The organism is Neobacillus sp. OS1-32, assembly GCF_030915425.1.
Classification (GTDB): domain Bacteria; phylum Bacillota; class Bacilli; order Bacillales; family Cytobacillaceae; genus Neobacillus; species Neobacillus paridis.
Genome location: NZ_CP133263.1, coordinates 907326 through 932706, shown reverse-complemented (window position 1 = coordinate 932706; position 25381 = coordinate 907326). Strand labels below are relative to the sequence as shown.

General features: G+C 41.1%; 19 protein-coding genes. 5 read left to right on the top strand and 14 right to left on the bottom strand.

Annotated elements, in window-relative coordinates:
- Positions 1-19: 19 nt before the first annotated feature.
- From RCG24_RS04845 to RCG24_RS04785, 13 genes are all read right to left on the bottom strand, one after another.
- Positions 20-418: a MaoC/PaaZ C-terminal domain-containing protein gene (locus RCG24_RS04845; protein ID WP_308078442.1), complete on the bottom strand. Its 399-nt coding sequence runs from the start codon at positions 416-418 to the stop codon at positions 20-22.
- A complete protein-coding gene (locus tag RCG24_RS04840; protein ID WP_202651504.1) occupies positions 415-864 on the bottom strand; it encodes a MaoC family dehydratase N-terminal domain-containing protein in 450 nt (149 codons plus the stop codon). The genes RCG24_RS04845 and RCG24_RS04840 overlap by 4 nt, the downstream gene beginning before the upstream one ends.
- Positions 865-884: 20 nt before the next feature.
- On the bottom strand, positions 885-1649 hold the full coding sequence (gene fabG / locus RCG24_RS04835; protein ID WP_308078441.1) for a 3-oxoacyl-ACP reductase FabG: 765 nt from the start codon (positions 1647-1649) through the stop codon (positions 885-887).
- A 57-nt stretch (positions 1650-1706) separates the two neighbouring features.
- Complete coding sequence (locus RCG24_RS04830) at positions 1707-2672, bottom strand: MBL fold metallo-hydrolase (RefSeq protein WP_308078440.1); 966 nt, start codon at positions 2670-2672, stop codon at positions 1707-1709.
- Positions 2673-2805: 133 nt separating this feature from the next.
- A complete protein-coding gene (locus RCG24_RS04825; RefSeq protein WP_308078439.1) occupies positions 2806-4434 on the bottom strand; it encodes an ABC transporter substrate-binding protein in 1629 nt (542 codons plus the stop codon).
- Positions 4435-4471: 37 nt separating this feature from the next.
- Positions 4472-5380: an ABC transporter permease gene (locus tag RCG24_RS04820; RefSeq protein ID WP_202651509.1), complete on the bottom strand. Its 909-nt coding sequence runs from the start codon at positions 5378-5380 to the stop codon at positions 4472-4474.
- Positions 5381-5420: 40 nt separating this feature from the next.
- Positions 5421-6368 carry a nickel ABC transporter permease gene (gene nikB / locus RCG24_RS04815; protein WP_308078438.1) on the bottom strand — a complete coding sequence of 316 codons (948 nt, stop codon included), beginning with the start codon at positions 6366-6368 and terminating at the stop codon, positions 5421-5423.
- A 4-nt stretch (positions 6369-6372) separates the two neighbouring features.
- Entirely contained in the window at positions 6373-8373 is a 2001-nt protein-coding gene (locus RCG24_RS04810) for an ABC transporter ATP-binding protein (RefSeq protein ID WP_202651707.1), read from the bottom strand.
- Positions 8374-8449: 76 nt separating this feature from the next.
- Positions 8450-10000: a class I adenylate-forming enzyme family protein gene (locus RCG24_RS04805; RefSeq protein WP_308078437.1), complete on the bottom strand. Its 1551-nt coding sequence runs from the start codon at positions 9998-10000 to the stop codon at positions 8450-8452.
- 91 nt (positions 10001-10091) lie between these two features.
- Positions 10092-11327 carry an MFS transporter gene (locus RCG24_RS04800; protein ID WP_374049124.1) on the bottom strand — a complete coding sequence of 412 codons (1236 nt, stop codon included), beginning with the start codon at positions 11325-11327 and terminating at the stop codon, positions 10092-10094.
- A 206-nt stretch (positions 11328-11533) separates the two neighbouring features.
- Positions 11534-11980, bottom strand: a complete 447-nt coding sequence (locus RCG24_RS04795; RefSeq protein WP_308078436.1) for a Zn-ribbon domain-containing OB-fold protein — start codon at positions 11978-11980, stop codon at positions 11534-11536.
- Entirely contained in the window at positions 11934-13073 is a 1140-nt protein-coding gene (locus tag RCG24_RS04790; RefSeq protein ID WP_308078435.1) for an acetyl-CoA acetyltransferase, read from the bottom strand. The genes RCG24_RS04795 and RCG24_RS04790 overlap by 47 nt, the downstream gene beginning before the upstream one ends.
- Before the next feature lie 284 nt (positions 13074-13357).
- Complete coding sequence (locus tag RCG24_RS04785; protein WP_202651522.1) at positions 13358-14524, bottom strand: acyl-CoA dehydrogenase family protein; 1167 nt, start codon at positions 14522-14524, stop codon at positions 13358-13360.
- 287 nt (positions 14525-14811) lie between these two features.
- Between RCG24_RS04785 and RCG24_RS04780 the strand changes: the two genes are divergently transcribed.
- Positions 14812-15855, top strand: coding sequence for a phosphotransferase enzyme family protein (locus tag RCG24_RS04780; RefSeq protein ID WP_308078434.1), 1044 nt, complete (start codon positions 14812-14814; stop codon positions 15853-15855).
- Positions 15856-16051: 196 nt separating this feature from the next.
- The gene (locus RCG24_RS04775; protein ID WP_308078433.1) at positions 16052-16699 is read left to right on the top strand and encodes a thermonuclease family protein; all 648 of its coding nucleotides are present in this window, start codon (positions 16052-16054) and stop codon (positions 16697-16699) included.
- 88 nt (positions 16700-16787) lie between these two features.
- Here the strand turns inward: RCG24_RS04775 and RCG24_RS04770 are convergent, their stop codons facing one another.
- Positions 16788-17783: a LysM peptidoglycan-binding domain-containing protein gene (locus RCG24_RS04770; protein WP_308078432.1), complete on the bottom strand. Its 996-nt coding sequence runs from the start codon at positions 17781-17783 to the stop codon at positions 16788-16790.
- A 135-nt stretch (positions 17784-17918) separates the two neighbouring features.
- Here RCG24_RS04770 and RCG24_RS04765 point away from each other — a divergent pair, with 135 nt between their 5' ends.
- The 3 genes from RCG24_RS04765 to gltB all read left to right on the top strand — a co-directional run bounded on the left by RCG24_RS04765 (position 17919) and on the right by gltB (position 25360).
- The gene (locus RCG24_RS04765; RefSeq protein WP_308078431.1) at positions 17919-18200 is read left to right on the top strand and encodes a hypothetical protein; all 282 of its coding nucleotides are present in this window, start codon (positions 17919-17921) and stop codon (positions 18198-18200) included.
- Positions 18201-18584: 384 nt separating this feature from the next.
- Complete coding sequence (locus RCG24_RS04760; protein WP_308078430.1) at positions 18585-19799, top strand: MDR family MFS transporter; 1215 nt, start codon at positions 18585-18587, stop codon at positions 19797-19799.
- A 1064-nt stretch (positions 19800-20863) separates the two neighbouring features.
- A complete protein-coding gene (gene gltB, locus RCG24_RS04755) occupies positions 20864-25360 on the top strand; it encodes a glutamate synthase large subunit (RefSeq protein ID WP_308079113.1) in 4497 nt (1498 codons plus the stop codon).
- Positions 25361-25381: the final 21 nt, after the last annotated feature.

Genomic DNA, 25381 nt, shown 5'->3' with positions numbered 1-25381 from the left:
ACCTCACATAGATAGTGAATTAATAAAGTGCAAATCTGACTTTCCCTTTAATAACCTCTTTCCCTTTCTGATTTATTGCGCTAACTTTAAAATGTAAATGTTCTTCCGTTTTATCTTCTAATTCAGCCTGTAATGTAATGACATCATTTAAAAAAACCATGCCAGCAAAACGAATCTGATAATCTTGGATAAAACCAATTTCATAATATGGTGTAAATAGTTTTGGAAGATTTCCCATCGTCCACATTCCATGGGCAATAATCCCCGGAAGATCCGCCTTTTTTGCCTCCTCATCAATGGTATGAATCGGATTAAAATCACCCGATGCTCCAGAATACTTGATTAAATCCATTCTGGAGACAGGAGAAAGTGTCGTCTGAAGTGATTCGCCTGCGCGCAGCTCCGTAATGCTCGTCATACCTGCATCGCCCTCCTGACTGTTTCTGTAATAATGATGACCGACTCTTCGGTAAAAATTAATTTTCCGTTTGCATCTTCTCCGTATCGTTTCATTTTTAAAAAGCCCATTTTACCTGTGCTGCCTTCTTTTTCGTAATAATCTTCAATTACGGAATAACAAAAGACTTCTTCTTCTACTAAAAGCGGCCTTTCGTAATGATAAATCTGTTCACCGTGAATTAAACCTTTCCCAGGCAGCTTCAGCCCCTCGATGTTTCCCGAAAGAAAGACACGCGGGAAAGTTGGCGGAGCAATATTATTTCCATAACGTGAATTCTTTCCGGTTTCTTCATCAACATAGATGGGATGTAAGTCACCAATGGACTCGGCAAATCTTCTTACTAGCCCTCGTTCCACAACATTCTTCACCTTTGGAGATCTCTTTCCGATTGCATCGCGATACATTTATTTTCTCCTCCCCATTTTTAATTTGTCGGTCCGCCGGCTACATAGAGAACCTGACCATTGACATAAGAAGATTTCTCATCGGCAAAAAAGGCAACGGCATTAGCAATATCCTCCGGCTTACCGCTTCTGCCAACTGGAATCCGGCTTGCTGCTCCCTTAACAAATTGTTCGAAAGGAACGCCAACTCTTTCTGCAGTTGCTTTGGTCATCTCTGTTTCAATAAAACCAGGCGCAACGGCATTCGATGTAATACCATATTTCCCGAGCTCTTTTGCAAGCGTTTTGGTAAAGCCTTGCAGCCCTGCTTTAACCGTTGCATAATTTGCCTGCCCGCGGTTTCCTAGTGCAGAGGTCGAGGAAATATTAATAATCCTGCCATATTTTTGCTGTACCATATATTTTTGTGCTGCCCGAGCAGCATGAAAGGATCCTTTTAAATGAACATCGATTACCTGATCCCAGTCACTGTCAGACATTTTGAACAGCAAGTTATCTCTGATAATTCCAGCATTATTGACTAAAATATCCAATGAGCCAAACGTATTTACAACCTCTTCTATTGCCGCTTCAACTTCAGCTGCTTTCACTACATTCGCCTGTATTGCTAGAATCTCATAACCCTTTTCTCTAAACTCCGCTCTCGCTTCACTTAAGGCTTCCTCATTGATATCAATAATGGCAATTTTTGCCCCTTCTTTTGCGAATTCTTCGGCAATGGCCTTCCCGATCCCGCGGCTGCCGCCAGTTACGAATGCTGTTCTTCCTTCAAATCTTTTGGTCATCCTTTATTCCTCCTAATCACAATATTCAAAATATAGGGAATAAACTATCCTCTTCCTCTAGTAATCTACAAGACGGTAGTGATAGACCCCATTGGTTTTTTCGGCAATGATGATGTTCCGTTCCTCTAACAGATCAAGAACTGCCACGATTTCAAACACAAATGTGATAACCGCCTTTTCATAACGTCTCCGATACACATCCTGGGTGATTTCAAAACCGGTGGCGCTCCCATTGGCCTTCTTCAAAGCATTGATAACACGTTGAAGGCGATTTTCTATATTTTCTTCTGTTGCTTTAATGACCTCAACTAAATGATCAATATCTGGTCCATGGCCTGAATAAGTAAGCTTGATCGGCAGATTTTTACATTTTTCTAAGTTTTGAAAATACTGGATCAATGGTCTTGCCCTTGGCTTTCCATATAGCGGCGCATCCAAAAATATCCCCGAATGCATCCCCTTAATAATATGATCCCCGCAAATAAGCATCTGGTCTTTAGCGTTATAGAGAGAGAGATGGTCCTGTGAATGCCCAAGTGTTTCAATCACTTGCCAATCCGATAAACCTGGCACTTTATCACCTTCTTGCAGTACCGTTTCAATTTCTAAATTATTGGATAGGGTACGGCCGCGTTTCCGGAATGCCCATTTGTAGGCCATCTCTTTCGGTAATCCAAATTCTTGGAGCAGCGTCTCAAAAAATTCTCCGGTCCAATCCAGGTAGTCTTCATCTTGTAAAAACGTTAGTGTATCACGATGAGCAAACACTGGGACAGTAGGATGTTTCTCCAATATCCAATCAAGCAATCCCACGTGATCGTTATGATGGTGTGTTAATACGATTTGTTCAATTTCTGTTAGTTTTAAACCCAGCCTTTCAAGCCCAATATTTAGTTCTTTCCATGCCTGATCCGTTTTTAAGCCGGTATCAATCAGGGTCAGCTTCTCTCCAAATACAAGATAAGCATGGACGGGACCAATGGGGAAATTTGTTGGCAGTACCAATTTTTCAATTCTTTGCACATCCCTCAAATCCTTTGTAATAGTGTACTTTCCGATTATTTTCCCTCCAATACATGAGCGCTATAGCATTCCGCACCGGAGGATGTTTCATGAAGTAAAGACTAGCTTCTATCACCCTTTGTATAGATCGGTCTTATTTGTCGAACCAAACATTCCGCAAGTAACCATAACCATAGGAAGCATGTGGATACGAATCCTTAACATAAGGAGGTCGTGGAGTCTTCGTATAATAGGTTGAAATCGGAATCGGGTTGACCAAGTTTTCCAGCACATAACGTTGAATGTCATGAACATATTCTTTTCTCTTTTCCTGATCGAGGATCAACCGTTGTTCATCAAGCATTTTATCCAGCTTAGGATCACTGATGTTATACCAGTTTTTCGCACCGTTTGTATGAAGTTGTGTACGCAGCCATTCATCCGGTTCCTGGAAATAAGTTTGGTAGCCGATTCCCATATCATATTCAACTTTCGGCCATCTTTCAGAATAATAGGTTGCATACTCTACTACTTCAATTTTTGCATTAATACCTACATTTCGCAGATCCTCCGCAATCCATTGGGCAACGCGAACCAATTGTGGCCCATAACCATCTGTAACCATTAGAGTCGTGTCAAATCCATTTGGATAGCCTGCTTCTGCCAGTAATTTTTTCGCCGCTTCTGGATCGTATGGCATTAGTTGTTCTCTATCCTTTAAAGGCAGTGCCCAATCACCTAAGGAAGGATTCACCGGACCACTGATCTCCCCGCCGCCATAAATATTATCTACCATTTTTTGCCTGTCAATAGCAAGACTAATCGCTTTCCGTACCCGCAAGTCGTTAAATGGTTTTTTCTTCATGTTTACGTATACCTGTTCCTGGGTCGGAAATAACGCTTCAAAAATGTCAAAATCCGGATTCGTCTTCTTAAGCTGTGCGAGTTCTTGTGGTGATAACTGCCCAATTGCCTCCGCCTGTCCGGTTCTTAATGCGGCGATCCGTGCGCTTTGATCTGGTACGACTTTATAAATCACCCTATCTAAATATGGTTTGCCCTTCTCGTAATAATTGGGATTCCGCTTGAAAGTAGCCTGCACATTGTCCTTCCATTCCTCCAAAATAAATGGACCTGTACCAATCATATCAGTCGCAAAATCGAATTTCCCTTCAATACCTTCCTTCGGCAAAATCCACATAAAGTGATTGGCCATGAAATTTAAAAACGGGGCAAATGGCTGTTTTAATGTGAATACAACCGTCCGGTCATCTGTTGCTTTGACACTTTCAACGGCTGATAGTAGTGAAGCTTGGTGTCCAGGTAAATTAATAATCCTTTCCATTGTTGCCACAACATCTTCAGCCGTTAACTGTCTGCCATTTACGGGTGGTTTATCCTGCCAGTAAGCTTCACGTAAATAAAAGGTATAGACTTTGCCATCATCAGAAACTTCCCAACGCTCGGCAAGATCCGGGACAACCTTATAGTCGGTAAATTCCACACCAGGTCCTGTTTCAAAGGAAACCAGCTTATTGTACACTAACCCGGCAAGGGAATTCGTATAGATAGAAGACTGCCGATGAGGGTCCAGCATATCAGGATCCGCAGCAGCCAGTATGGTATAGGTTCCTCCCTTTTTTGGTTCAGTTGAGCCTTTTTCACCAGTTGAATTTGTTTTTCCATTGGTATTCTTGGAAGTACCCGAGGAACATGCGCTCACTCCCAGTAACAGTAAAGCAGCCAGCAAAATATTTATATACAACCTTAGCTTTTTAACCATTTACAAACCTCCTTGATCCTCTTAATCTTATAAAAATTTAAGCGGACATTTTCGGGTCCAGAAAATCTCTTAATGCATCTCCCAGTAAATTAAAGGCTAATACTAAAAGACTTAAGGCCAGGCCCGGAAATAATACCAGCCAAGGGGCACTTTCCATATATCTGCTGGCATCACTAAGCATCAATCCCCAAGAAGGATTAGGCGGTGGCGTTCCGATCCCAAGAAAGCTGAGTGAGGCTTCAGCAATAATGGTCTGCCCAAATGCTAAGCTTGACATGACAATGATAGGAGCCATCATATTGGGCAGGCCGTGTTTAAAAATAATCCTCACTGCGTTGGCCCCAACTGATCGTGAAGCTTCAACATAATTGGTTTCGCGGATTCGCAGCATTTCTCCGCGGACAATCCGGGCAAATCGTGGGACCTCAATAATGGTTAGGGCAATAATCACGTTTTGAATCGCTGGACCCAAAAGCGCGGCGATAAATAAGGCTAAAATTAACGCCGGGATGGACATGATGGCATCCATAATCCTTTGAATGACCATATCGACAATACCGCCGAAGTATCCTGAGACCATACCTAACAAAATCCCCAAGAAGATTGATATCACTACCGTTGCAAAACCGACCAGTAAAGAAATCCTGGAACCATATACAATCCGGCTAAACACATCCCTTCCCAAATCATCCGTTCCCATGAAAAATTGAGGTTCGGGAGCAGCCAAAATAGCTTCCCGATTTTGCGCTACAGGGTCAAAGGGTGCGATGATAGGGGCAAAAACGGCTACTAAAATAACAAGAAGGATCACTAAAAGGGAGACAAAGCCAATTTTCTGGGTAACAATAAAGCGTTTGCACTCACCCCCGAACTTTTTCAAATGCAGATTCCTGCCAGCTGTTACTCTTCCCTTTGGCAAATCCGTATCTAACTGAACTTGAGACATTTCTTTCACTTCCTTTCCTGAATTCAGGTTTATACAGCAGTTATCTAGTCCGAATTCTTGGGTCCACCCAGCCATACATGACATCAACGATTAAATTTACAAGCAAGAACATCGTTCCGAACATTAATACGGCCGCTTGAACGATGGGATAGTCCCTGGACAATACTGATTCATAAATCAAGTTCCCTAATCCCGGAAGCGAAAAAATAGATTCAAGTACCACAGTGCCGCCAAGCAGATAGCCGACTTGTAAACCAATCAGCGTAATGACGGAAACCAGCGAGTTTCTTAAGGCATGTTTAAAAATGACCACCCATTCTTTTGCTCCTTTGGAGCGAACGGTCCGAATAAATTCAGAATGTAATACCTCCAGCACAGCGGATCTGGTCATACGGACAATACTGGCACTTAACGTAATTGCTAAACAGATCGATGGTAATAACATCTGTTGAAGATTAACGATAGGATTTTCTGCAAAGGATTGATAGCCTAAAGGCGGAATCCAGTTTAACGCCAATGACAATCCTGTGAGCAAAATTAAGCCGAGCCAAAAGTTCGGAATGGATAAGCCGCCTACTGAAATGACACGTAGGAAATGATCGATTAATGTATTTTGCTTTACGGCAGAAATAACGCCAACCGGAATACCGATGATAATCGCCAAAATCATCGACATGACTGCCAGTTGTAATGTGACCGGGATTCTTTCAAAAATGACGTCAGACACGGCTTTGCCTGACCATAAAGATGTCCCCAAATCACCCTGAACAGCATGGGATACCCACTCACCTAATTGAGCCGTTATCCCTTTATCCAATCCCAATTCTGACTTTAGTGCCGCCATTTGCTCCTCTGTTGCTCCGGAATTGGCCAGTTGAAGGGTTACTACATCGCCGGGAACAGCTCTCATTACCACGAAAATAAAGGTAGTCATAATAAGTAATACCAATACGCTGTAGATTAATCTTTTGATGATATATTCAGCCATGCCCTCACTCCTTTCCGTACAAGTGACATGAAACCGTGTGTCCTTCAGAAATCGTTCTTAATTCCGGCTTTTCCTGCTTGCAAATATCCATTGCAAACGGGCAGCGGGTATGAAATTTACAGCCGCTTGGCGGATTAGCAGGAGAAGGTACCTCGCCTGTTAAAATCATTCTGTCCGGTTCAGCCTTCGGGTCCGGGACGGGCACAGCCGAAATAAGTGCTTTGGCGTAAGGATGCAGAGGTTCATTAAACAACGTTTCGGAATCGGTCACTTCCACAATTTCTCCAAGATACATGACGGCAATTCGATCTGACACATACTTGACTACATTTAAATCATGCGAGATGAATAAATAAGAAAGCCCCATTTTCACCTGTAAATCCTTTAGTAAGTTAAGAATCTGCGCCTGAACGGAAACATCTAAGGCTGATACCGCTTCATCACAAATTAATAGGTCCGGCTCGGTAGCCAGAGCACGGGCAATGCCAATTCTTTGCCTTTGTCCGCCGGAAAATTGATGCGGGAATTTATGCATATCACTTTTTGCTAAACCGACTATTTCCAGAAGTTCACCGACCCGCTTTTGGATCTCTTTTCCTTTCACCAGGTTGTGGACTTCTAACGGTTCTCCGATAATGTCCAAGATCGTCATCCTTGGATTTAAAGAACTATACGGATCTTGAAAGACAAATTGAACTCGTCTTCTTAATTGTTTCATGTCTTGGCGGCTGATTTTGGATAGATGTTTCTCTTCAAAAACGACCTCTCCTGCCGTAGGTTTGATTAATCCTGTTATTAAACGGCCAACCGTTGACTTTCCGCATCCTGATTCGCCGACAAGCCCTAGAGTTTCGCCTTTATAAATATCGAGTGAAACACCGTCAACCGCCCGAACATGCCCAACAGTTCGGGAAAGGATGCCTTTTGTGATCGGAAAATATTTCTTTAGATTTTTTACATCTAATAATAATTGTTGATCATCCAAGTGTTTATTACTTTCGAAAGCTGTTACTGCTTCATCGCTTTCCTCTTCTTTATCAGCAGCTTCCCGTTTTACTTTCAAGTCCCGGCCTGCTAACCAACACTTACTTTCCCTGCCTTCCCCTACCTTAAAAAGAGGCGGCTCCTCAGTCCCGCATTTTTCTGAAGCAAGCGGACAGCGTGGATGAAACCGACAGCCCGAAGGTAGTTCCTTTAAACTGGGGACATTGCCTTTGATCGTTTGGAGGCGTCTGTTCCGATCCGTTTCAATTCGCGGAATACTTCTCATCAGCGCTTCCGTATACGGATGTTCCGGTTTTTCAAATAAATCGATAACAGTAGATTGTTCCACTACTTGACCTGCATAAACAACCACCACCCGATCGGCCATTTCCGCTACAACACCCAAATCATGTGTCACCAGGATAATAGACGTTCCAAATTTAGATTGTAAGTCTTTCAATAATTGCATAATTTGTGCTTGAACCGTCACGTCCAATGCCGTTGTTGGTTCGTCTGCAATAATTAAATTGGGCCGGCATGCCAATGCAATGGCGATCATGACCCTTTGCCTTTGTCCCCCTGACAGCTGATGGGGATAGGCATCAATCCGGCTTTCCGGATCAGGAAGCCCAACTAGACGCAAGAGCTCTATGGCGCGCTCTTTATACTCTTTTTTCGAAAGATCCTCATGAATCTTAATCGTTTCAATAATTTGATCCCCAATGGTATAAACCGGATCCAAACAAGTCATCGGATCTTGAAAGATCATGGCAATCTCGTTTCCTCTGACTTTGCGTATTTCTGCATCAGTTAAATCTTTTAAATTTAACTGATTGAATAATATTTTTCCTGAGGTAACCTCCCCATTACTATCCAGCAATCTTAAAATTGACAAAGCCGAAACACTTTTGCCGGAACCGGATTCTCCGACGATCGCAACCGTTTCCCCTTTAGAAATGTGAAAGGACACGCCGGCGATTGCTTCGACAACGCCCATTCTCGTTTTAAAAACCGTCTTCATATCCTCCACTTGTAAGAGTGGTGTTGTATTTGCGGCCAATCACACATCCTCCTTTCTACTAAAAAATGGAGTTCTGTTAGATTTTGAGATTTACATTTTCAAGTTTTTCCCTCAATTTTGTTTTCAGTATTTTCCCAACACCATTCCTTGGAAGCTCTTTGATAAACACAACATGACGGGGAGTTTTATACTTGGCTAAGTGTTTTTGTGAATATTCAATTAACTCTTCTTCGGTTACTTCTTTTCCTTCTTTCTTCACGACAAAGGCAACAATTTCTTCTCCCATTCTTTCTGAAGGAACCCCCACCACCGCTACTTCCAAAACAGCCTCATGTTTAATCAGCAGTTCCTCCAGGTCACGTGGATAGATGTTAAATCCACCGCGAATAATCAAGTCTTTTTTACGGTCAACAATATATAAATAGCCATCCTCATCCACTCTTGCCAAATCACCGGTATGAAGCCAGCCATTTCTCAAGGCTTTTTCCGTTGCTTCCGGATTTCGGAAATATCCCGGTGTGACATTGTCGCCCTGCACCAATAATTCGCCAACCTCTCCAGTTGGAACTTCTTGGTCGTTTTCATCAACGATCTTGATTTTGACGCCCGGCATCGGAATCCCAACCGAACCTTCTTTGATCGGCATATTATTCCGCTGTGAGGCTACACCCGGTGAAGCTTCCGATAATCCATAGGCGTCGCGGACTTCAGCACCGAATTTTTCCCGGAATTTATGCCGCAGACTTACGGCCAATGCTGCCGACCCCGATCCTACCGTCTCCAAACTTGACAAATCATATTGATCCGCATTTGGATGATATAACATCGCATGAAGCATTGCAGGAACGGCTGCAAATGACTTAACCTTATATTTTTCAATCACCTTAAACACTTCTTCTGCGTCAAATTTTGAGAAAATGACCACAGAACTTCCGAGAACCAACATTCCATTCATAATCCCAAAACCATAGATATGCGCTAACGGGAGAACCCCGATTGTCGTTGCTCTATCATCTTTATCATCTCTCAATGAAAGCCCCGATGCAGTATTGGCATACAAATTTTTGTGTGTTAACATCACACCCTTTGGGGCACCTGTAGTTCCTGATGTATATAAAATCACCGCTACATCTGCTTCATTCATTTCAACTTGGATTTCATCAGGTTCAACAGCTAACAGCGCTTGATCCCATTCCACCACATCCAAATCCGTTTGTAATAAATCGGCTGGATTCGGTTTACCAACAGAAATAACCTTAGGTTTAACCTTTAAATCAGATGTTGCGGTGATCATTTTCGGTAATATCGCAGATGACGTAATCACTGCTTTTGCTTCAGAATTTTTGAGGATAAAATTCACTTCATTTTCATGCAGTAAATACATCACAGGGACAATAATGGCCCCCGTACCTAACACGCCTTGATAGGAAAAAATCACCTCGGGACAGTTTGGCATACAGATCAGGACACGATCCCCTTTCTCAACACCCAGCGATCGCATCACATTCGACACCTTCCGGGATATTGCTTGGGATTCAATATTTGTATACGTTTTGTCCCCATAATAGAGCAGATTGTACTCGCCAAACTTTTTAATATTTTCATTCATTAATTCTGTTAGCAGCATATTACCCTCTCCATTTTTTATTTATTTTCCAATATGATTAAAGGTAAAAGCTCAACAAGAAAAAAGATCTAAAGTAGTTTTTTTATATGTTTTAGGCGTGGTAATTTTTATGTCCGGTATCCTTTTGACGCAGCTTCTTAAGCTGGATTTTCGGCTGCTTTGAAGTCATCATCACGATGAGTAAAAGCAATGCGGTTATAATCGCGGAGGTAATAAACGGCGCTGATACCATGTAGGCAAATACCCACCCGCCCCAAAGCGGACCGAGTATCCTTCCTAAGCTATCCATGGCGTGTTGCAACCCCATCGTAATCCCCTGACCCATTTCGTTGCGTTTTGACAACATAGCTGTCGCAATAGGACGTACTAACGCCTGACCGAAGCCGGTAAACATACATCCGGCAATGGCAACCCATTCGAATGAAGAAATGCTGATTAAACAATAGCCAAAGGTGGAAATGATTAACCCCATTTTGGAAATGGTGTCTTCCTCGAAAAAATCGGTAAACTTTTTCAGGAAAAAGAATTGCACAATGACGGAAAAACCGGCTTGAGCGCTAAATGCAAGACTTACAAATTCAGGAGACGAATCAAAGCGCGCGATCATAAAATAGCCCAGCAGACCAAAAAGGCTGGATGCAGCAATAGATAAACCGAGAATGATCGTATAAAGGTCCCAATATCCTTTCTTGGTTACCATCGCAATTGATTGCCACAGGGATAAGGACTCACTCCCTTTTGCGGAAGGATTCTTATTTTCTCTTTGAAAATCGGTTTCTTTAATGAACAACCAGGCGAATGGAAGCGTGATAAATGCCAATGAACCGGCAACAATAAAGGGCACCAATACCCCGAAAGGTGAAAACACACCTCCTACGGCAGGCCCACATAAAAAGCCGAGACCATTGACAGCCCCCATCTTTGCGATCGATTGACTGCGATTCTTCCTTTCCGTTTGATCGGCTACCATTGAAAAGACTGCCGGCTGGGCGCCTGATGACAATGCTGCACCAATTAACCGTAACAGAAGCAGCTGCCAATAACTCTGAGCAAAAATCAAGATTAGGAAGGCAACTCCAAAACCAAATACGCCAAATATCAGTACCGGTTTTCTTCCTAGCTTATCGGCAAGACGCCCCCAGAGCGGGGCCGTTATCAATTGGGCTATGGCCCAGATGATAATTAAAGATGACATTTGTACGGATGAAAGGTTTAAGTTATCTGCTAAGAATGGTAATGTAGGAAGCACTATTCCATAACCTGTCATCGTCAAAAACATAATGAATCCTAGTATAAAGAATGCCTTGCGATCCATCATCATTTTCATCTTCTTTCTATTTAAAAGAAAACTTACAGATTGATGAGCTTTTATTAAGGCGAAGACAGTGATTTTGATTTGAGGGAAGCAGCAATTTGGTAGATGTACTTCCCTTAGCTCTAAAGGAACGGAAAGGTAATTCTTCCGTTCCTTTTTCAATCCAAGCAAACGGAACGATATTTTCGATTAAAGGAGAAGGGCGAAAGTTATCCCCTCTAAACTAGTCGAAAATAAGGAAGAACAATTGGACCATCCACCTTTTCAAAAACAACAGATACTCGTTTATCTATAGCGATATCCTCCCGCTTGCCAATGATACGAGTCATCATTCTTACCCCCTCATCGAGCTCGACAATCCCGACAACAAAAGGGACTTCCTGTTTAAAAGGTCCAAAAGCTTGATGCACAACGGTATAACTATATATTTTCCCGGCACCTTGAGAATTTCGCCACCTGATCTTCTCTGAAAAACAATGAGGGCAAATGGAACGAGGGTAAAAGATATAGTTATGACAATCATCACAATATTGAATCAATAATTGTTCGTTCTTTAACCCGTCCCAGAATGGTTTTGATTCCTGATCGATGGATGGTTCAAGAATATCTTTTATCAGCTTAATCCCTCCCCAAAATAACAGTTGACGTGGAGGACAACACCCCACCGGTACCATGCACCAATGCAAGTTTTGCATTCTCTACCTGGCGCTTGCCGCCCTCTCCTCTTAGCTGTCGTACGGCTTCAATCAATAAAAATATTCCATACATTCCTGGATGACAGTACGATAAACCACCGCCATTGGTATTCATTGGGAAGTCACCGCCGGGAGCAGTTCGTTGACCACTGACAAAAGCTCCCCCCTCACCCGGCCTACAAAAACCAAGTGCTTCAAGGGTTAATAGTACAGTAATCGTGAAAGAATCATAGATTTCCGCTATATCAATTTCATCATGGGTAATACCTGCCATTTCAAAAGCAGCTCTGCCAGATTCGCGTGCACTTGTCATCGTTAAATCAGGCATGTTCGCAATGGTATTATGGGAATGTGATTCACCATGCCCCAAAATCCAAATGAGTTTTTTGTTCAGTCTGGAGGCAACTCTTTTCGATGCTACGACAACAGCTCCACCTCCATCGGTAACTAAGCAGCAATCCAATAAATGGAGCGGTTCAGCAATAACCCGGGAATTCAAAACATCCGCAATCTCAATTGGTTCCCTCATATAAGCCTTTTCATTCAAAGTCGCCCATTTTCTTGTTGCCACTGCAATTTCCGCCAGCTGCTCAGAGGTAGTACCATACTGGTGCATATGTCGCATGGCGGCCAAAGCATAAGCCCCCACCGGAGTCGGCAGCCCATATGGTAATTCATACTGAGCTGTTAATGCAGATGGAAATGCCGATCTACCTGGATTCGTCCGACTCGTACTTCCGTAAGTGATTAACGCTACCTCAAACAATCCGGCATTAATTCCAGCAACGGCATGCCCAACATGTGCCTCAAATGAAGCGCCGCCAATATTTGTTGAATCTGTATATTTTGGCTGGATGCCCAAATATTCAGCTAACATCAGGTTGGGAGCCCACGCCCAATTTCCCGCTGTAAACAATGCATCCACATCATTCTTTGTCAATCCAGCATCTTCTAACGCTAATTTTGCAGCCTGTGCCTGCAGCTGTAGAACATTTTTCCCTGGAGTTTTGCCAAGATCGGATTCGGCAACACCAACAATTGCGGCAACTCTTTCTGATTTCATCGTGCCCCCCTTTTCCTAGGACCCTTTATTAAACAAGAAAAAATTGATTTTTTCATCCATAAAATGATCCAGATGAATCGCCAACTGACTAGTTAGTATGCTATATCATATTTTTACTTACCGGTTAGTATGTTGCGAAAACAATAAACGGATCCTTTCGTTTTTTATACGTAAAGCTAACTAACTGATGGCTATGTCATCGGAACAATTAACTAACTAGTTAGTATTTTTTTTGTAAAATAAACTGACTGGATAGTATGTTTTTAATATGAAAACAAAATCATTTATAGCAATTCTCCTACTTTTATATGGCCCTTTAATAGGTTGCGTGCGATGGTACGACGTTGAATTTCATCCGTTCCTTCAAAAATTCGATGCAATCTTAATTCCCGATACCAGCGTTCAATTGGTAATTCTTTCGTATAGCCCATTCCCCCATGGATCTGTAAAACCCGATCGACCACCTTATTGGCCATGATTGCCCCATTTAATTTTGCCATTGATGATTGATGACGAGCATCCATTCCATTTTCCGCCATCCATGCTGCGCGGAATACAATCCATTTCGCTGCTTCAATTTCCACCGCAGAATCTGCAATCATCCACTGAATGGCCTGCCGTTCCGCAATTGGCTTGCCAAATGTTTCGCGGGTCTTCGAATAATCAATGGCCATTTGTAATAACCGCTCAGCGGCACCAATTGCACCGGCTGGAATCATGTAACGTCCCTGGCCAATCCATTTCATTCCCAGTTTGAACCCTTGACCAAGCTCACCTAAAATATTTTCTTCAGGCACTCTGACATTTTCAAAAACAAGTGTAGCAGGACCCCATTCTCCCATCGTATGAATATATTCGGATCTCCAGCCCATATCCCGGTCAACTAAGAAGCAAGTTACCCCACCATCGGCTCCTTTTTCTTTGTCCGTAACCGCAAAGACCATTACGAAATCTGCTTCATTCCCATTTGTAATAAAAACCTTTTCTCCATTTAATACCCAATGGTCTCCATCTTTAATTGCTTGCATTTTGATATTTCTCGCATCGGATCCGGCCCCTGGTTCAGTTATCGCAAAACAAGAACGTCTTTCACCGTTGATAACAGGTATTAAATATTTTTGTTTCTGCTCTTCATTACATTCATACAAAATGTTGTCAGCCGAACCGCCAAAGTTAAAAGGAACAAACGTCCTTCCTAATTCCATCGCAATAATGACGGACATAATCGGTCCCAAATTTGCCCCGCCATATTCCTCAGGTGTGTTAATCCCCCAAAAGCCAATATCTTTTGCTTTTAACCGCAGCTCCTTGACTTTTTCTCTAGAAATACCTGGCCTTCCTTCTCTTTCGTTTTTTAATACTTCCTGCTCCAGTGGTTTGAGTTCCTTATTCACAAAATCCCGAACAGTCTTCTGAATCATTTTTTGTTCATCTGTTAATGTAAAATCCATGATTTTTCATCTCCCTTATGATATTTTATTCAAGTAATCACCCATATATCGAGGTGGATCGCGATTACTTTTAACCAATTATAGATAACACCCCTTTTATATTTTGAATATTTAAAAAATATCTAATTTATAGAATATTCTATCATCCACATTTTAAAAAATAAAGCGTTTTCATTAGACACTTTTTGACCTTTTGTTTCAAAATTATCCCTTTAAAGTGATAACCTTAATCTGGATCATACACGGTCAATTTGTTTATATATTGATATAGAGGTTTTTTACCATAATTGAAAGCTGAGGATATGGCTATGGAAATATCAGTTTCAAGATTATTTACAAACGAGCTTTTGCAAAAGGCTTTAAGGTTATTTGCGGCGACAGAAAAAGAACCAAAAATGCTTGGTGACTTCGAAACTTATATATTTGAGGTCTATCAAAATGGCAGCCCTTTTATCTTGCGGTTAACTCACAGCTCCCACCGCACAAAAGAACAAATTGAATCAGAGTTGGATTGGCTGAATTTTTTGTCGGGGCAAAAAATCAACGTGTGTTACGCCATTCCTTCTGTAAATGGAAATTATGTTGAAGCATTAGCATCAGAAGACACATTCTTTTTCGCCAGCCTGTTTAAAAAGGCAAATGGAGGAATGGTAAAGACAAAAAGTGAAAATTTCAATGATGCTTTGTTTTATGAATGGGGAAAGTTAGTCGGGAAAATGAATCGTGTTACCAAAACCTACCGAAAACCCAGTTCTATCGGCAAAAGGCCTGAATGGGATGAGGAAGATTTCATTTTCATTGAAAAGTATTTTCCTGCTGATGATAAGTTGCTGTTGGAAAAAGGAAAAGCCTTACTTCAACAAGTTCAACAGCTTGACAAACACCCTGACTGCTATGGACTTATTCATTCCGATGTTCACCAGGGAAACTTCTTTGTAGAAAATGGAAAAATTGAGCTGTTTGATTTTGATGATTGCTCTTACCATTGGTTTGCCAGTGATATTGCAATCCCGATTTATTATGCAGTATGGTATAAAATGCCCTTTGAAGCTAAGGAAAATCGCTCTAACTTTGCCCAAAATTTTGCGACACAATTTTTAAAGGGATATTACACAGAGAATGAACTCGATCCCTATTGGCTTCAACAACTGCCATTATTTCTCAAACTTCGCGATCTTGTTTTATATTCTGTTTTTCACAAAAAAGAAGATTTATCTACAGCTGATGAAAAACTACTGAAATTTTTAAGTGATATTAGACATCGACTGCTTCTGAATGAACCAATTGCTGATTTAAATATTGAATTGATATTGAAGGAAATCGGAATTTAACTAAATACAGTGATGGGGTATCCCTCATGATAAATGAAAACTTACCGACTAGCTTTGATAGAGTTTTTTTAATTTTATTTACCAAGGTCGGCGTTCCTTCAAATAAATTGTTCAACTTGATAAAAAAATTGATTACTAAGTTTATAAAATATGTTACTCTTTTTACTGTAAAAAAAGTATAAAGGGGGCATATTGGATGAAATCATTATTAAAAGTGATTAGTGCCATCATGATTTTCACTCTTGGCTTTACTTTTGTCTTTTCTGGTGAAAAAGCTGAAGCAAGAGCAGGGGCCAAATTTACAGTAAAACTAACAAAATGTGTAGACGGTGACACAGCCTATTTTACAAAGGTCGGTAAGTCACGTTTCCTCTATGTGGACACTCCGGAAAGCACAATTCAACACGAAGCATATGGAAAAACTGCCGCTAATTATACATGCTCGATGTTAAAAAAGGCCAAAAAAATTCAGTTGCAATACGATGGTCCGAGAAAAGACAAGTATAACCGTACTCTGGTTTGGGTATGGGTGGATGGCAAACTACTGCAAAAGTTGCTGGTTCAAAAAGGATATGTAGAAAAATTCTATGACTATGGCACTTATTCTTATGAATCAGAATTGATCAAGCTACAAAAACAGGCGCAAAAAAATAGGGTTGGGCTTTGGAGTAAGAAAAAAGCCTCATCATCCAACAGCACCACAAAGAAACCAAGTACTAGTAAAACCAGCTTTAAGAATTGTACCGAATTGAGAAAGGTATATCCAAACGGGGTCCCAAAAGGTCATAAGGCATATGATCCAAAAATGGACCGTGATAAAGACGGATACGCTTGTGAGAGATAAGAATAAGTCCTCTTACCCGCTTGATTCCAAATGAAAAAAGCACCTCCAAATGTTAGTTATGCATCTAACATTTGGAGGTGCAGTCTATTTATTTGTAGATTTTGGTCTGTTTCACCAGACTTCTCGTATCGTTTTTATATTCCAGTAGAGAGGAACTTGCCAATTTAGATACTAGTTTGCTAACAGTGTCAAATTTTCCAATTTGGGTTGCGTTTACACGAACATATCTTATTTTTGCATTATACTTGCCAGAATAGAAATAAAGGTCATAATCGTCCACCTTTATTTTGCTGCTCTTATTTTGCTCTTGGATATATTTAATGGCAAGGTTATGATATTCCTTGGTATCTGGAACCAAAAGGAATACTTGCGTGTTGCTGTCGTTTTTCACATTTTTATATTCCCATTTTAGCTTCTTTTCAGTTAATTTCTTATGAATCTCTGATCTTAAACTTACTTTTGTGAGAAATTCCACTTTCTTTTTATTAAATGTGCTTTTAATGCTTGGTTCAACAAGCTTCCTAGCTTCATAGCTGATCAGATTCAACATATAGTTGTCATACACATATTCCGTTTGATCCCCAACAAGGTCTTTGGCAACGAAATAACGTGTGTTCGTGCTTTTTTCCTTCATTTCGACAGACACATATGCTGGATTTTCACCTTCCAAGTCGGCATTTTCCGTGACATATAGTGTGATGTCCATTTTCCCTTTATAGGTAGATACAATATAATCAATTAGTTTCGAACGTTTAATCATCTTCTTTTGATTAGTTGTATATGATCTGTCTTTTTCTAGCTCCGCATAATATTGTTTTGCAGTCTTGTATGAGTAAGAAACTGGCACTTTCAATTTCTTCCCAGCATATATACGGTCCGACTTCAGTTTGTTCAAGCTTTTCAATTTGGCTACGGTAGTTTTGTATTTTTTAGCAAGCTCGCTGAGCGTATCGCCTTTTTGAATGGTAATCATTCTATAGTTGGATGCTGCATTCACATTAAGTGTTCCTGCCCCAGAACCTAATGCAATCATAGTCGCTAAACCTACACTTAAAATTGATTTTTTCAAATTCTTATTCTTCATGGTCATTTCCCCCTTAAGAATTAGACGGTAATATCGGAAAAAGTGTTTCAATTATAGTTATTATTTTTTCATATGCTACAAAAAATAATTATCATTCACTCCATAAAATGGTAAAATTATATTGGAGGTGTAATTGTGAAAAGATTTAGTATATTGTCAATAACCTTGATGATTATGGGACTATTATTATTTGGATTAAATTGGATAATAGATGGCTATTCTGAACCGATTGTCCTTCTTGGTTATATTTCTTTTTTAGTCGGAATTGTACTAAGTTTTATAGCAATTGCTAAACGGGAAGATGGAACCTTAAAATTCATATCACTTATTTCCTTCTTCGTTGTGATGTTTTTAATTATTTGGTTTGAACCATTTCAGGTACTTCGAATTATTACTTGGCTAAAAAATATCTATTAAAAGCGAAAATGTCGGAAATATAAAGTTGGGAAACCCTTCAATTTAGGTTTCCCTCTAATTTATTATTATTAGCGGATTTTATAGATAAATTAGCGAATCTTTTGGGTATATTAGCGAATTAGAGTCATATATTAGCGGATTGGAGAGTTTTATTAGCGAATCAAAAATAGCAACAATCTTTTTGAAAAAGCCAAAAAGAAACACCAGTACCTTCCTAATTTCTGAAAAGTATCTGGCGCTGTCAATCACGTACTGCTTATTGATCAAAGTGATTAATAATTAGGATCTCCCCCTTGAACTTGTAAGTAAATGTAGAAAAATTCTTTACTTTTCCATTTTGAAATAGTTTAATAATGAGATAGCGCTAATGGGTGGGGATATACAATGAATAAAATAAAGAAATATATCAGCCAGTTCAATCCCATCGTTTGGGTTTTATTAATAGGTACCGTTCTAACAAGGGCATCTTCCTTTATGACACTTCCTTTTTTATCTATTTACCTATATCGGCATCTGGATCTTTCACCGCTTATCATTGGTTTTACGGTTGGGATAAGCCCATTAATGGGAACTGTCGGCGGATTTATCGGGGGGCATTTGTCGGATCGGTTCGGCCGCAAACCTATCATGCTGACAGCCTTATTTACTCTAGCATTAGTGTACTATGGCTTTACCATTGCCAATGAACAAATTTGGTTTATATTATTAAATGCCCTTAATGGACTTTGCACATCCTTCTTCGAACCAACATCCCAAGCATTGATGTCGGATTTAACCGAAAAGACAAAGCGGATGCGAGTATATTCATTGCGTTATACCGCCATCAATATCGGGGCATCTGTCGGACCGCTCCTTGGGGCCTATTTTGCGAATACATCGGCAAAAGTATCCTTTGCTATTACCGGCAGCACATATCTTTTGTATGCAACAGTCTTATCCTGGCTGATGAAAAAACTGGTTATCTCCAAAGAAACAGCGCGGGAGAAAAGAGTTTCCGCCACAGATTCATTTAAGATTATCAAATCAGACAGAGCATTTAGATATTTATTGCTCGGAATTATTTTAATTAATATTGGGTATGCTCAAATGGATTCTACTCTGCCTCAGTTTTTGGAAAAATCCGTGGAAGATGGTGTTGTCATATTTTCAGTACTTTTAACCATTAATGCATTCATGGTGATCTTTTTGCAAATGCCGATCAGCCATCTTGTCGAGAAAATTAGTTTAATGCAGGGAATGATTTTCGGAGCGGTCTTTATGGTGGCAGGGTTAATTGGATTTAGCTTTATTAATGGCTGGATGACGGCAATCCTGGCAATGGGGCTATTAACGATTGGGGAAATCCTAATCTTCCCGGCTAATAGCATGATGGTCGACAATTTAGCCCCGGAACATCTGCGTGGCACGTATTTTGGTGCCAGTCAGTTTAGGAAAATTGGTAACTTCCTTGGTCCGATTATTGGCGGATATTTTTTGGGCCACATTTCTGGTCAATTCATGTTTTGGATTATTTCGATCGTCTCTCTTAGCAGTATTATTTTCTTCACGGCCGGACACAGAACGTTTCTTAAGACAACAACAATTGAAGCTGAATCATGAAAGATCTTTTTTAAAAATCGATGTGTCAGTGAATTTAAGTAACATGCAGATCTCCTCTTCTGGATTGATGGTGATTTTTCATTATCGGTTTTATTTTTTGGACGAAAAAAAGAAAATCAGATTTAGTGCACCTCAACCGAAATAGTTAAAAACCGTGTCATTTTCTGAAATTTAGGTTATAATATATATGAGAAATTCACAAATTAAAAAAGACCGAACATGCTGCTACATGTCCGGTCCAGCAATAGACGGTTCCCTTTTAGGGGGTCGGCTAAAAGGCAGAATGATCCACCTGAGCCGCTAACTCAAGGGTGGATTATTTTTTATGGTTAAACGACAGTATGGCAACGATTAAACTTGCAAAACCAATTGCAAACATTAATGATTCAAAAACCGTCATACAGCACCACCCCCTTTCTACTTTGGGAGTGTGCCGACCACCCTTGAGAAATCCTATTCTATTGCCTATTTATTTTAACATACCTGTTAACTATTTGGAACATACGTTTCTATTTTTAATATGAAATTTATTTCTCCACTTGTTAAACCTTTCGGTATCCTTACTCCTTCTCTTTTCCCAGAAATTATCTTTTTCTTTGTCTTCTCCACTTAAGCCCTTGTTAATATATTAGTTTACATAACATTATTGTAGTAAACTCTATTTTGCTTATTCCCTATATTGAGTAACTGTTCAAGACCATTTTCACATGTGCTCCGTTGTCCCCTTATCGCTTCAAGCGAAGGGATGCTCACGGTCCCCCGAAGTCCCTTAACAACTGATCAGCACCACCTGTCTCCTGCTATTAATCCAATTGAAAATACATCGCAAACGGACTGATTGTTTTCAAACACATCTCAATAATAGATTAATTTCATAAAAAATTGATATTGTTCAGATTGATTGTCTTGTCATAAAATATAACACAAGAAAAATAATTCAAAAAAGTCTAATATTTTACCTTAACTGATTGGAAAACCCATAAAAATCACCCATTTTCCGAGTGTGATTAAATTGGGTTTGAATTATGATTCTGCCAACACCAGCATTGAGAAAGGGTGAGAAGATGCAATACTGTCAACAACCTACTAAACAAGGGTTATATGATTCTAAATATGAACATGATGCCTGTGGAATTGGATTTATTGCTGAATTAAACCGCGGCGCTTCCCATCACACGGTGAAGCAAGGTATATCGATGCTTCGCAGATTAGAACACCGCGGAGCACAAGCCGGTGATTCGCAAACAGGTGATGGTGCAGGAATCTTGACTCAGCTGCCTCATTTGTTTTTTAAGAAAGTTTGCCCGCAAATGAAGATGAAGGGTCAAGGAAGCTATGGTGTCGGTATGGTGTTTCTGCCCCATGATGCTGAATTAAGAAGACAATGTGAGGAAGCATTTCAAGCCATCATCAAGGAAGAAGGACAGCAGCTGCTCGGTTGGAGAACCGTCCCTGTTGACGATTCAACGATCGGAGAAAATGCCAAAAACAGTCAGCCCTTTATTCGCCAACTTTTTATTGGCAAAGCCAATTACTTAACTGATGAAGAAGAATTCGAAAGAACGCTTTATGTTATTCGTAAACGGACAGAAAAAAGGATTCTACAAGGACAGCTTGCCGGGAATGAAACATTTTATGTGGCCAGTCTTTCAGCAAGAACGATTGTCTACAAAGGAATGTTAACTCCTGAACAATTGGAGCAGTACTATCTTGATTTACAAGATGAAGCGTTTGAATCGGCCTTTGCCCTTATTCATTCTCGTTATAGTACCAATACATTTCCTAGTTGGGAAAGGGCTCACCCAAACAGAATGTTAGTTCATAATGGTGAGATCAATACGCTCAATGGCAACATAAATTGGATGAAAGCTCGGGAAAAAATAATGGAATCGCCTATCTGGGGTGATAAGATAAAGGATCTGCTTCCGATCATTGACGTAAATGGCAGTGACTCCTCTTCATTCGATAACTGCTTAGAATTTTTCGTCCGCTCTGGAAGATCATTGCCGCATGCAGCGATGATGATGGTGCCGGAACCCTGGGAGAAAGATATCTCAATGGATGACTCCCTAAAAGCTTTTTATGAATTTCATAGCCAATTAATCGAGCCATGGGATGGCCCCGCAGCCTTTGCCTTTACAGATGGAGAACTGATCGGAGCGATGCAAGACCGCAATGGACTCCGCCCAGCCCGCTACTATGTGACTGTAGACAACACGATTATTTTTGCATCCGAAGCAGGTGTTATTGACCTTGAGCCCGATCAAATTCTTGAAAAAGGAAGATTAAGTCCGGGAAAAATACTTGTGGTCGATGTGAAAAATGGGCGAATCATTCAAGATCAAGCGGTGAAGGAAAAAGTAGCAAACGAGCTTCCGTATCGGCAATGGCTGGAGGCAAGTCGGCTTCACCTATATCCTTCAACGGTCCAGGACGAAGAGCCAATAGATAGCAACCTCCCCATTGCCAAATATCAGCAGGCATTTGGCTATACGGTGGAGGAATTAAAGAAAGTCATTGGTGCCATGGCTGTTGAGGCAAAAGAACCGATTAATTCGATGGGGAATGACATGCCACTAGCGGTTCTATCGAATCACTCACAGTTATTGTACAACTATTTTAGACAACTATTTGCCCAAGTAACAAATCCGCCAATTGATGCGATACGGGAACAATTTGTTACGTCCACCGTTACTTTTCTTGGAGCTGAAGGGAATCTCCTTCATCCAGCCGAAGACAACTGCAGACGGATCCGCTTAGACACACCGATTCTGTCAGACCGGGAACTTGCGCTGCTAAAAAATCAAGAGAAAAGCGGTTTTAAAGGAAAAGAATTTCCGATCATTTTTCAAGCTCAACAGGAAAATACTTTAGAAACAACCTTACAGGCTCTTTTTGAAAGCGTAGATAAGGCCATCTTGGAGGGAGTTTCCCTCATTATATTGTCGGATAAATATTTGAATCAAGAATTAGCAGCGATACCAGCCTTGCTGGCTGTCAGTGGGCTTCATCACCACTTAGTCCGAATGGGAACAAGGACAAAAGTCAGTCTGATTATGGAAACAGGCGAGGCCCGGGACGTTCATCAATTGGCCATGCTAATTGGCTATGGTGCGGATGCCATTAACCCTTATCTTGCCATTGCCAGTATTCGCGAGATGGTGAAGAACGGAGAGCTTGACGAAACGCTCCCGGTTGAAAAAGCAGTTCAAAACTATATCAAAGCGGCAACAGACGGAATCGTCAAAATCATGTCCAAAATGGGCATCTCTACGATTCAAAGTTACCGTGGCGCACAGATTTTTGAAGCGATCGGAATATCTCGTGAAGTGATCGATCACTATTTTACTGGAACAACATCCAGCATTGGCGGTATTAGCCTGGAAGTCATGGCAAAAGAAGTTCTTATGCGCCATCAATCAGCCTTCCATTATGAGGAACCAGCACTGAATCCAGGTAGTGATTTTCAATACCGGAAAAATGGAGAGCTCCATGCCTTCTACCCTACTGCTATCCATACGCTGAAAAATGCCTGTCGGAAAAATGATTATCAACTGTATAAAAAATATAAAGAATTAATTCACGGGGAACAGTTTATTTTTATTCGTGATTTGCTTGCCTTTAAAGACACCACACCGATTCCGATTGACGAAGTGGAACCGATTGAATCGATTGTCCGCCGTTTTAAAACAGGTGCGATGTCTTATGGATCGCTAAGTCAAGAAGCTCATGAAACATTGGCAATTGCCATGAACCGGCTTGGCGGAAAAAGTAATAGCGGTGAAGGCGGCGAGCATCCTGACCGCTATATTCCCGATGCAAACGGGGATTCCCGCCGAAGTGCGATTAAACAAGTGGCATCTGGCCGGTTTGGGGTCACTAGTCATTACTTGGTCAACGCTGATGAAATCCAAATCAAAATGGCTCAAGGGGCAAAACCGGGTGAAGGCGGCCAGCTTCCAGGAGATAAAGTATATCCGTGGATTGCGGAAGTGCGCGGTTCTACCCCTGGAGTCGGGTTAATCTCACCGCCGCCGCACCATGATATTTATTCCATCGAAGACTTAGCACAGCTGATACATGATTTAAAAAATGCCAATCCAAAGGCAAGAATTAGTGTAAAGCTGGTCGCAAAAGCCGGTGTCGGAACGATTGCTGCTGGTGTAGCCAAAGGATTAGCTGATGTCATTTTAATCAGCGGCGCTGACGGCGGAACCGGAGCAGCACCAAGATCAAGCATTAAACATGCCGGAATTCCATGGGAGATTGGACTCGCAGAAGCCCACCAAACCCTCGTCTTAAACGGCCTGCGTGATCGTGTGGTTCTGGAGGCGGATGGAAAAATGATGTCGGGGCGCGATATCGTTATGGCGGCATTGTTAGGCGCTGAAGAATTTGGTTTTGCCACTTCGGCCTTAGTTGTATTAGGCTGTGTCCTTGTCCGTCAATGCCATTTGAACACATGTCCTGTTGGAATTGCGACACAAGATCCGGAATTACGGAAAAAATTCCTTGGAAAACCTGAACATGTTGAAACATTCATGAGATTTATCGCACAGGATGTCCGTGAAATCATGGCCCAATTAGGCTTTCGAACGATGAATGAAATGGTTGGCCGGGTCGATTTATTACGTCCAAACAGCCGGCTGAAAACACATTGGAAAGCAAAATATATTGATTTATCAAATATCCTTTATCGTCCTTCATCTGCAAATGGTCAGTTGTATCAGCAGAAACAACAACAACAGCATCGACTTGAACACTCACTTGACTATAAGGAACTGTTAATCGCATGTGAACCAGCACTGCAGAGGAGACAAAAAGTAAAGGCTCATTTCCTGATTCAAAACATAAATAGAACAGTTGGTACTCTATTAGGCAATAAACTTTCGACCCGTTATGGCCGTGAAGGCTTACCAGAGGACATGATTGAACTTACCTTTAAAGGTTCTGCGGGACAAAGTTTTGGAGCCTTTATTCCACAGGGAATAACGTTAACTCTTGAAGGTGACGCCAATGATTACATTGGCAAAGGCTTATCGGGCGGAAAAATCATCGTTTACCCATATAAAAACTCGATTTTTATCCCAGAGGAAAATACCATCATCGGCAATACCGCTTTTTACGGGGCAACATCAGGTGAAGCCTATATTTGCGGGCTCGCCGGTGAACGTTTCGCGGTAAGAAACAGTGGTATGAAGGCTGTCGTGGAAGGGATTGGAGATCATGGCCTGGAGTATATGACGGGAGGTGTCGTCGCTGTCCTTGGCCCTGTCGGAAAAAACTTTGCAGCGGGAATGTCCGGCGGTATTGCTTATGTCCTAGCTGAAGACACAAATACCTTCCACCAGCAGTGTAATCACACGCTAGTCGATCTCGACCCGTTGGAAGAAGAGGACCAACAGCAGCTACACCAACTGTTAAGCAAGCATTTTTACAACACAGGAAGTTCACGGGCCTCCTATATCCTCACCCATTGGAAAGAACATATAACGAAATGGATAAAAGTCATTCCTAAAGAATATAAGAAAGTTTTACAGCTGCAAGAAGAAGCACGTTAAGGATTGCGCTATTAATTAAAA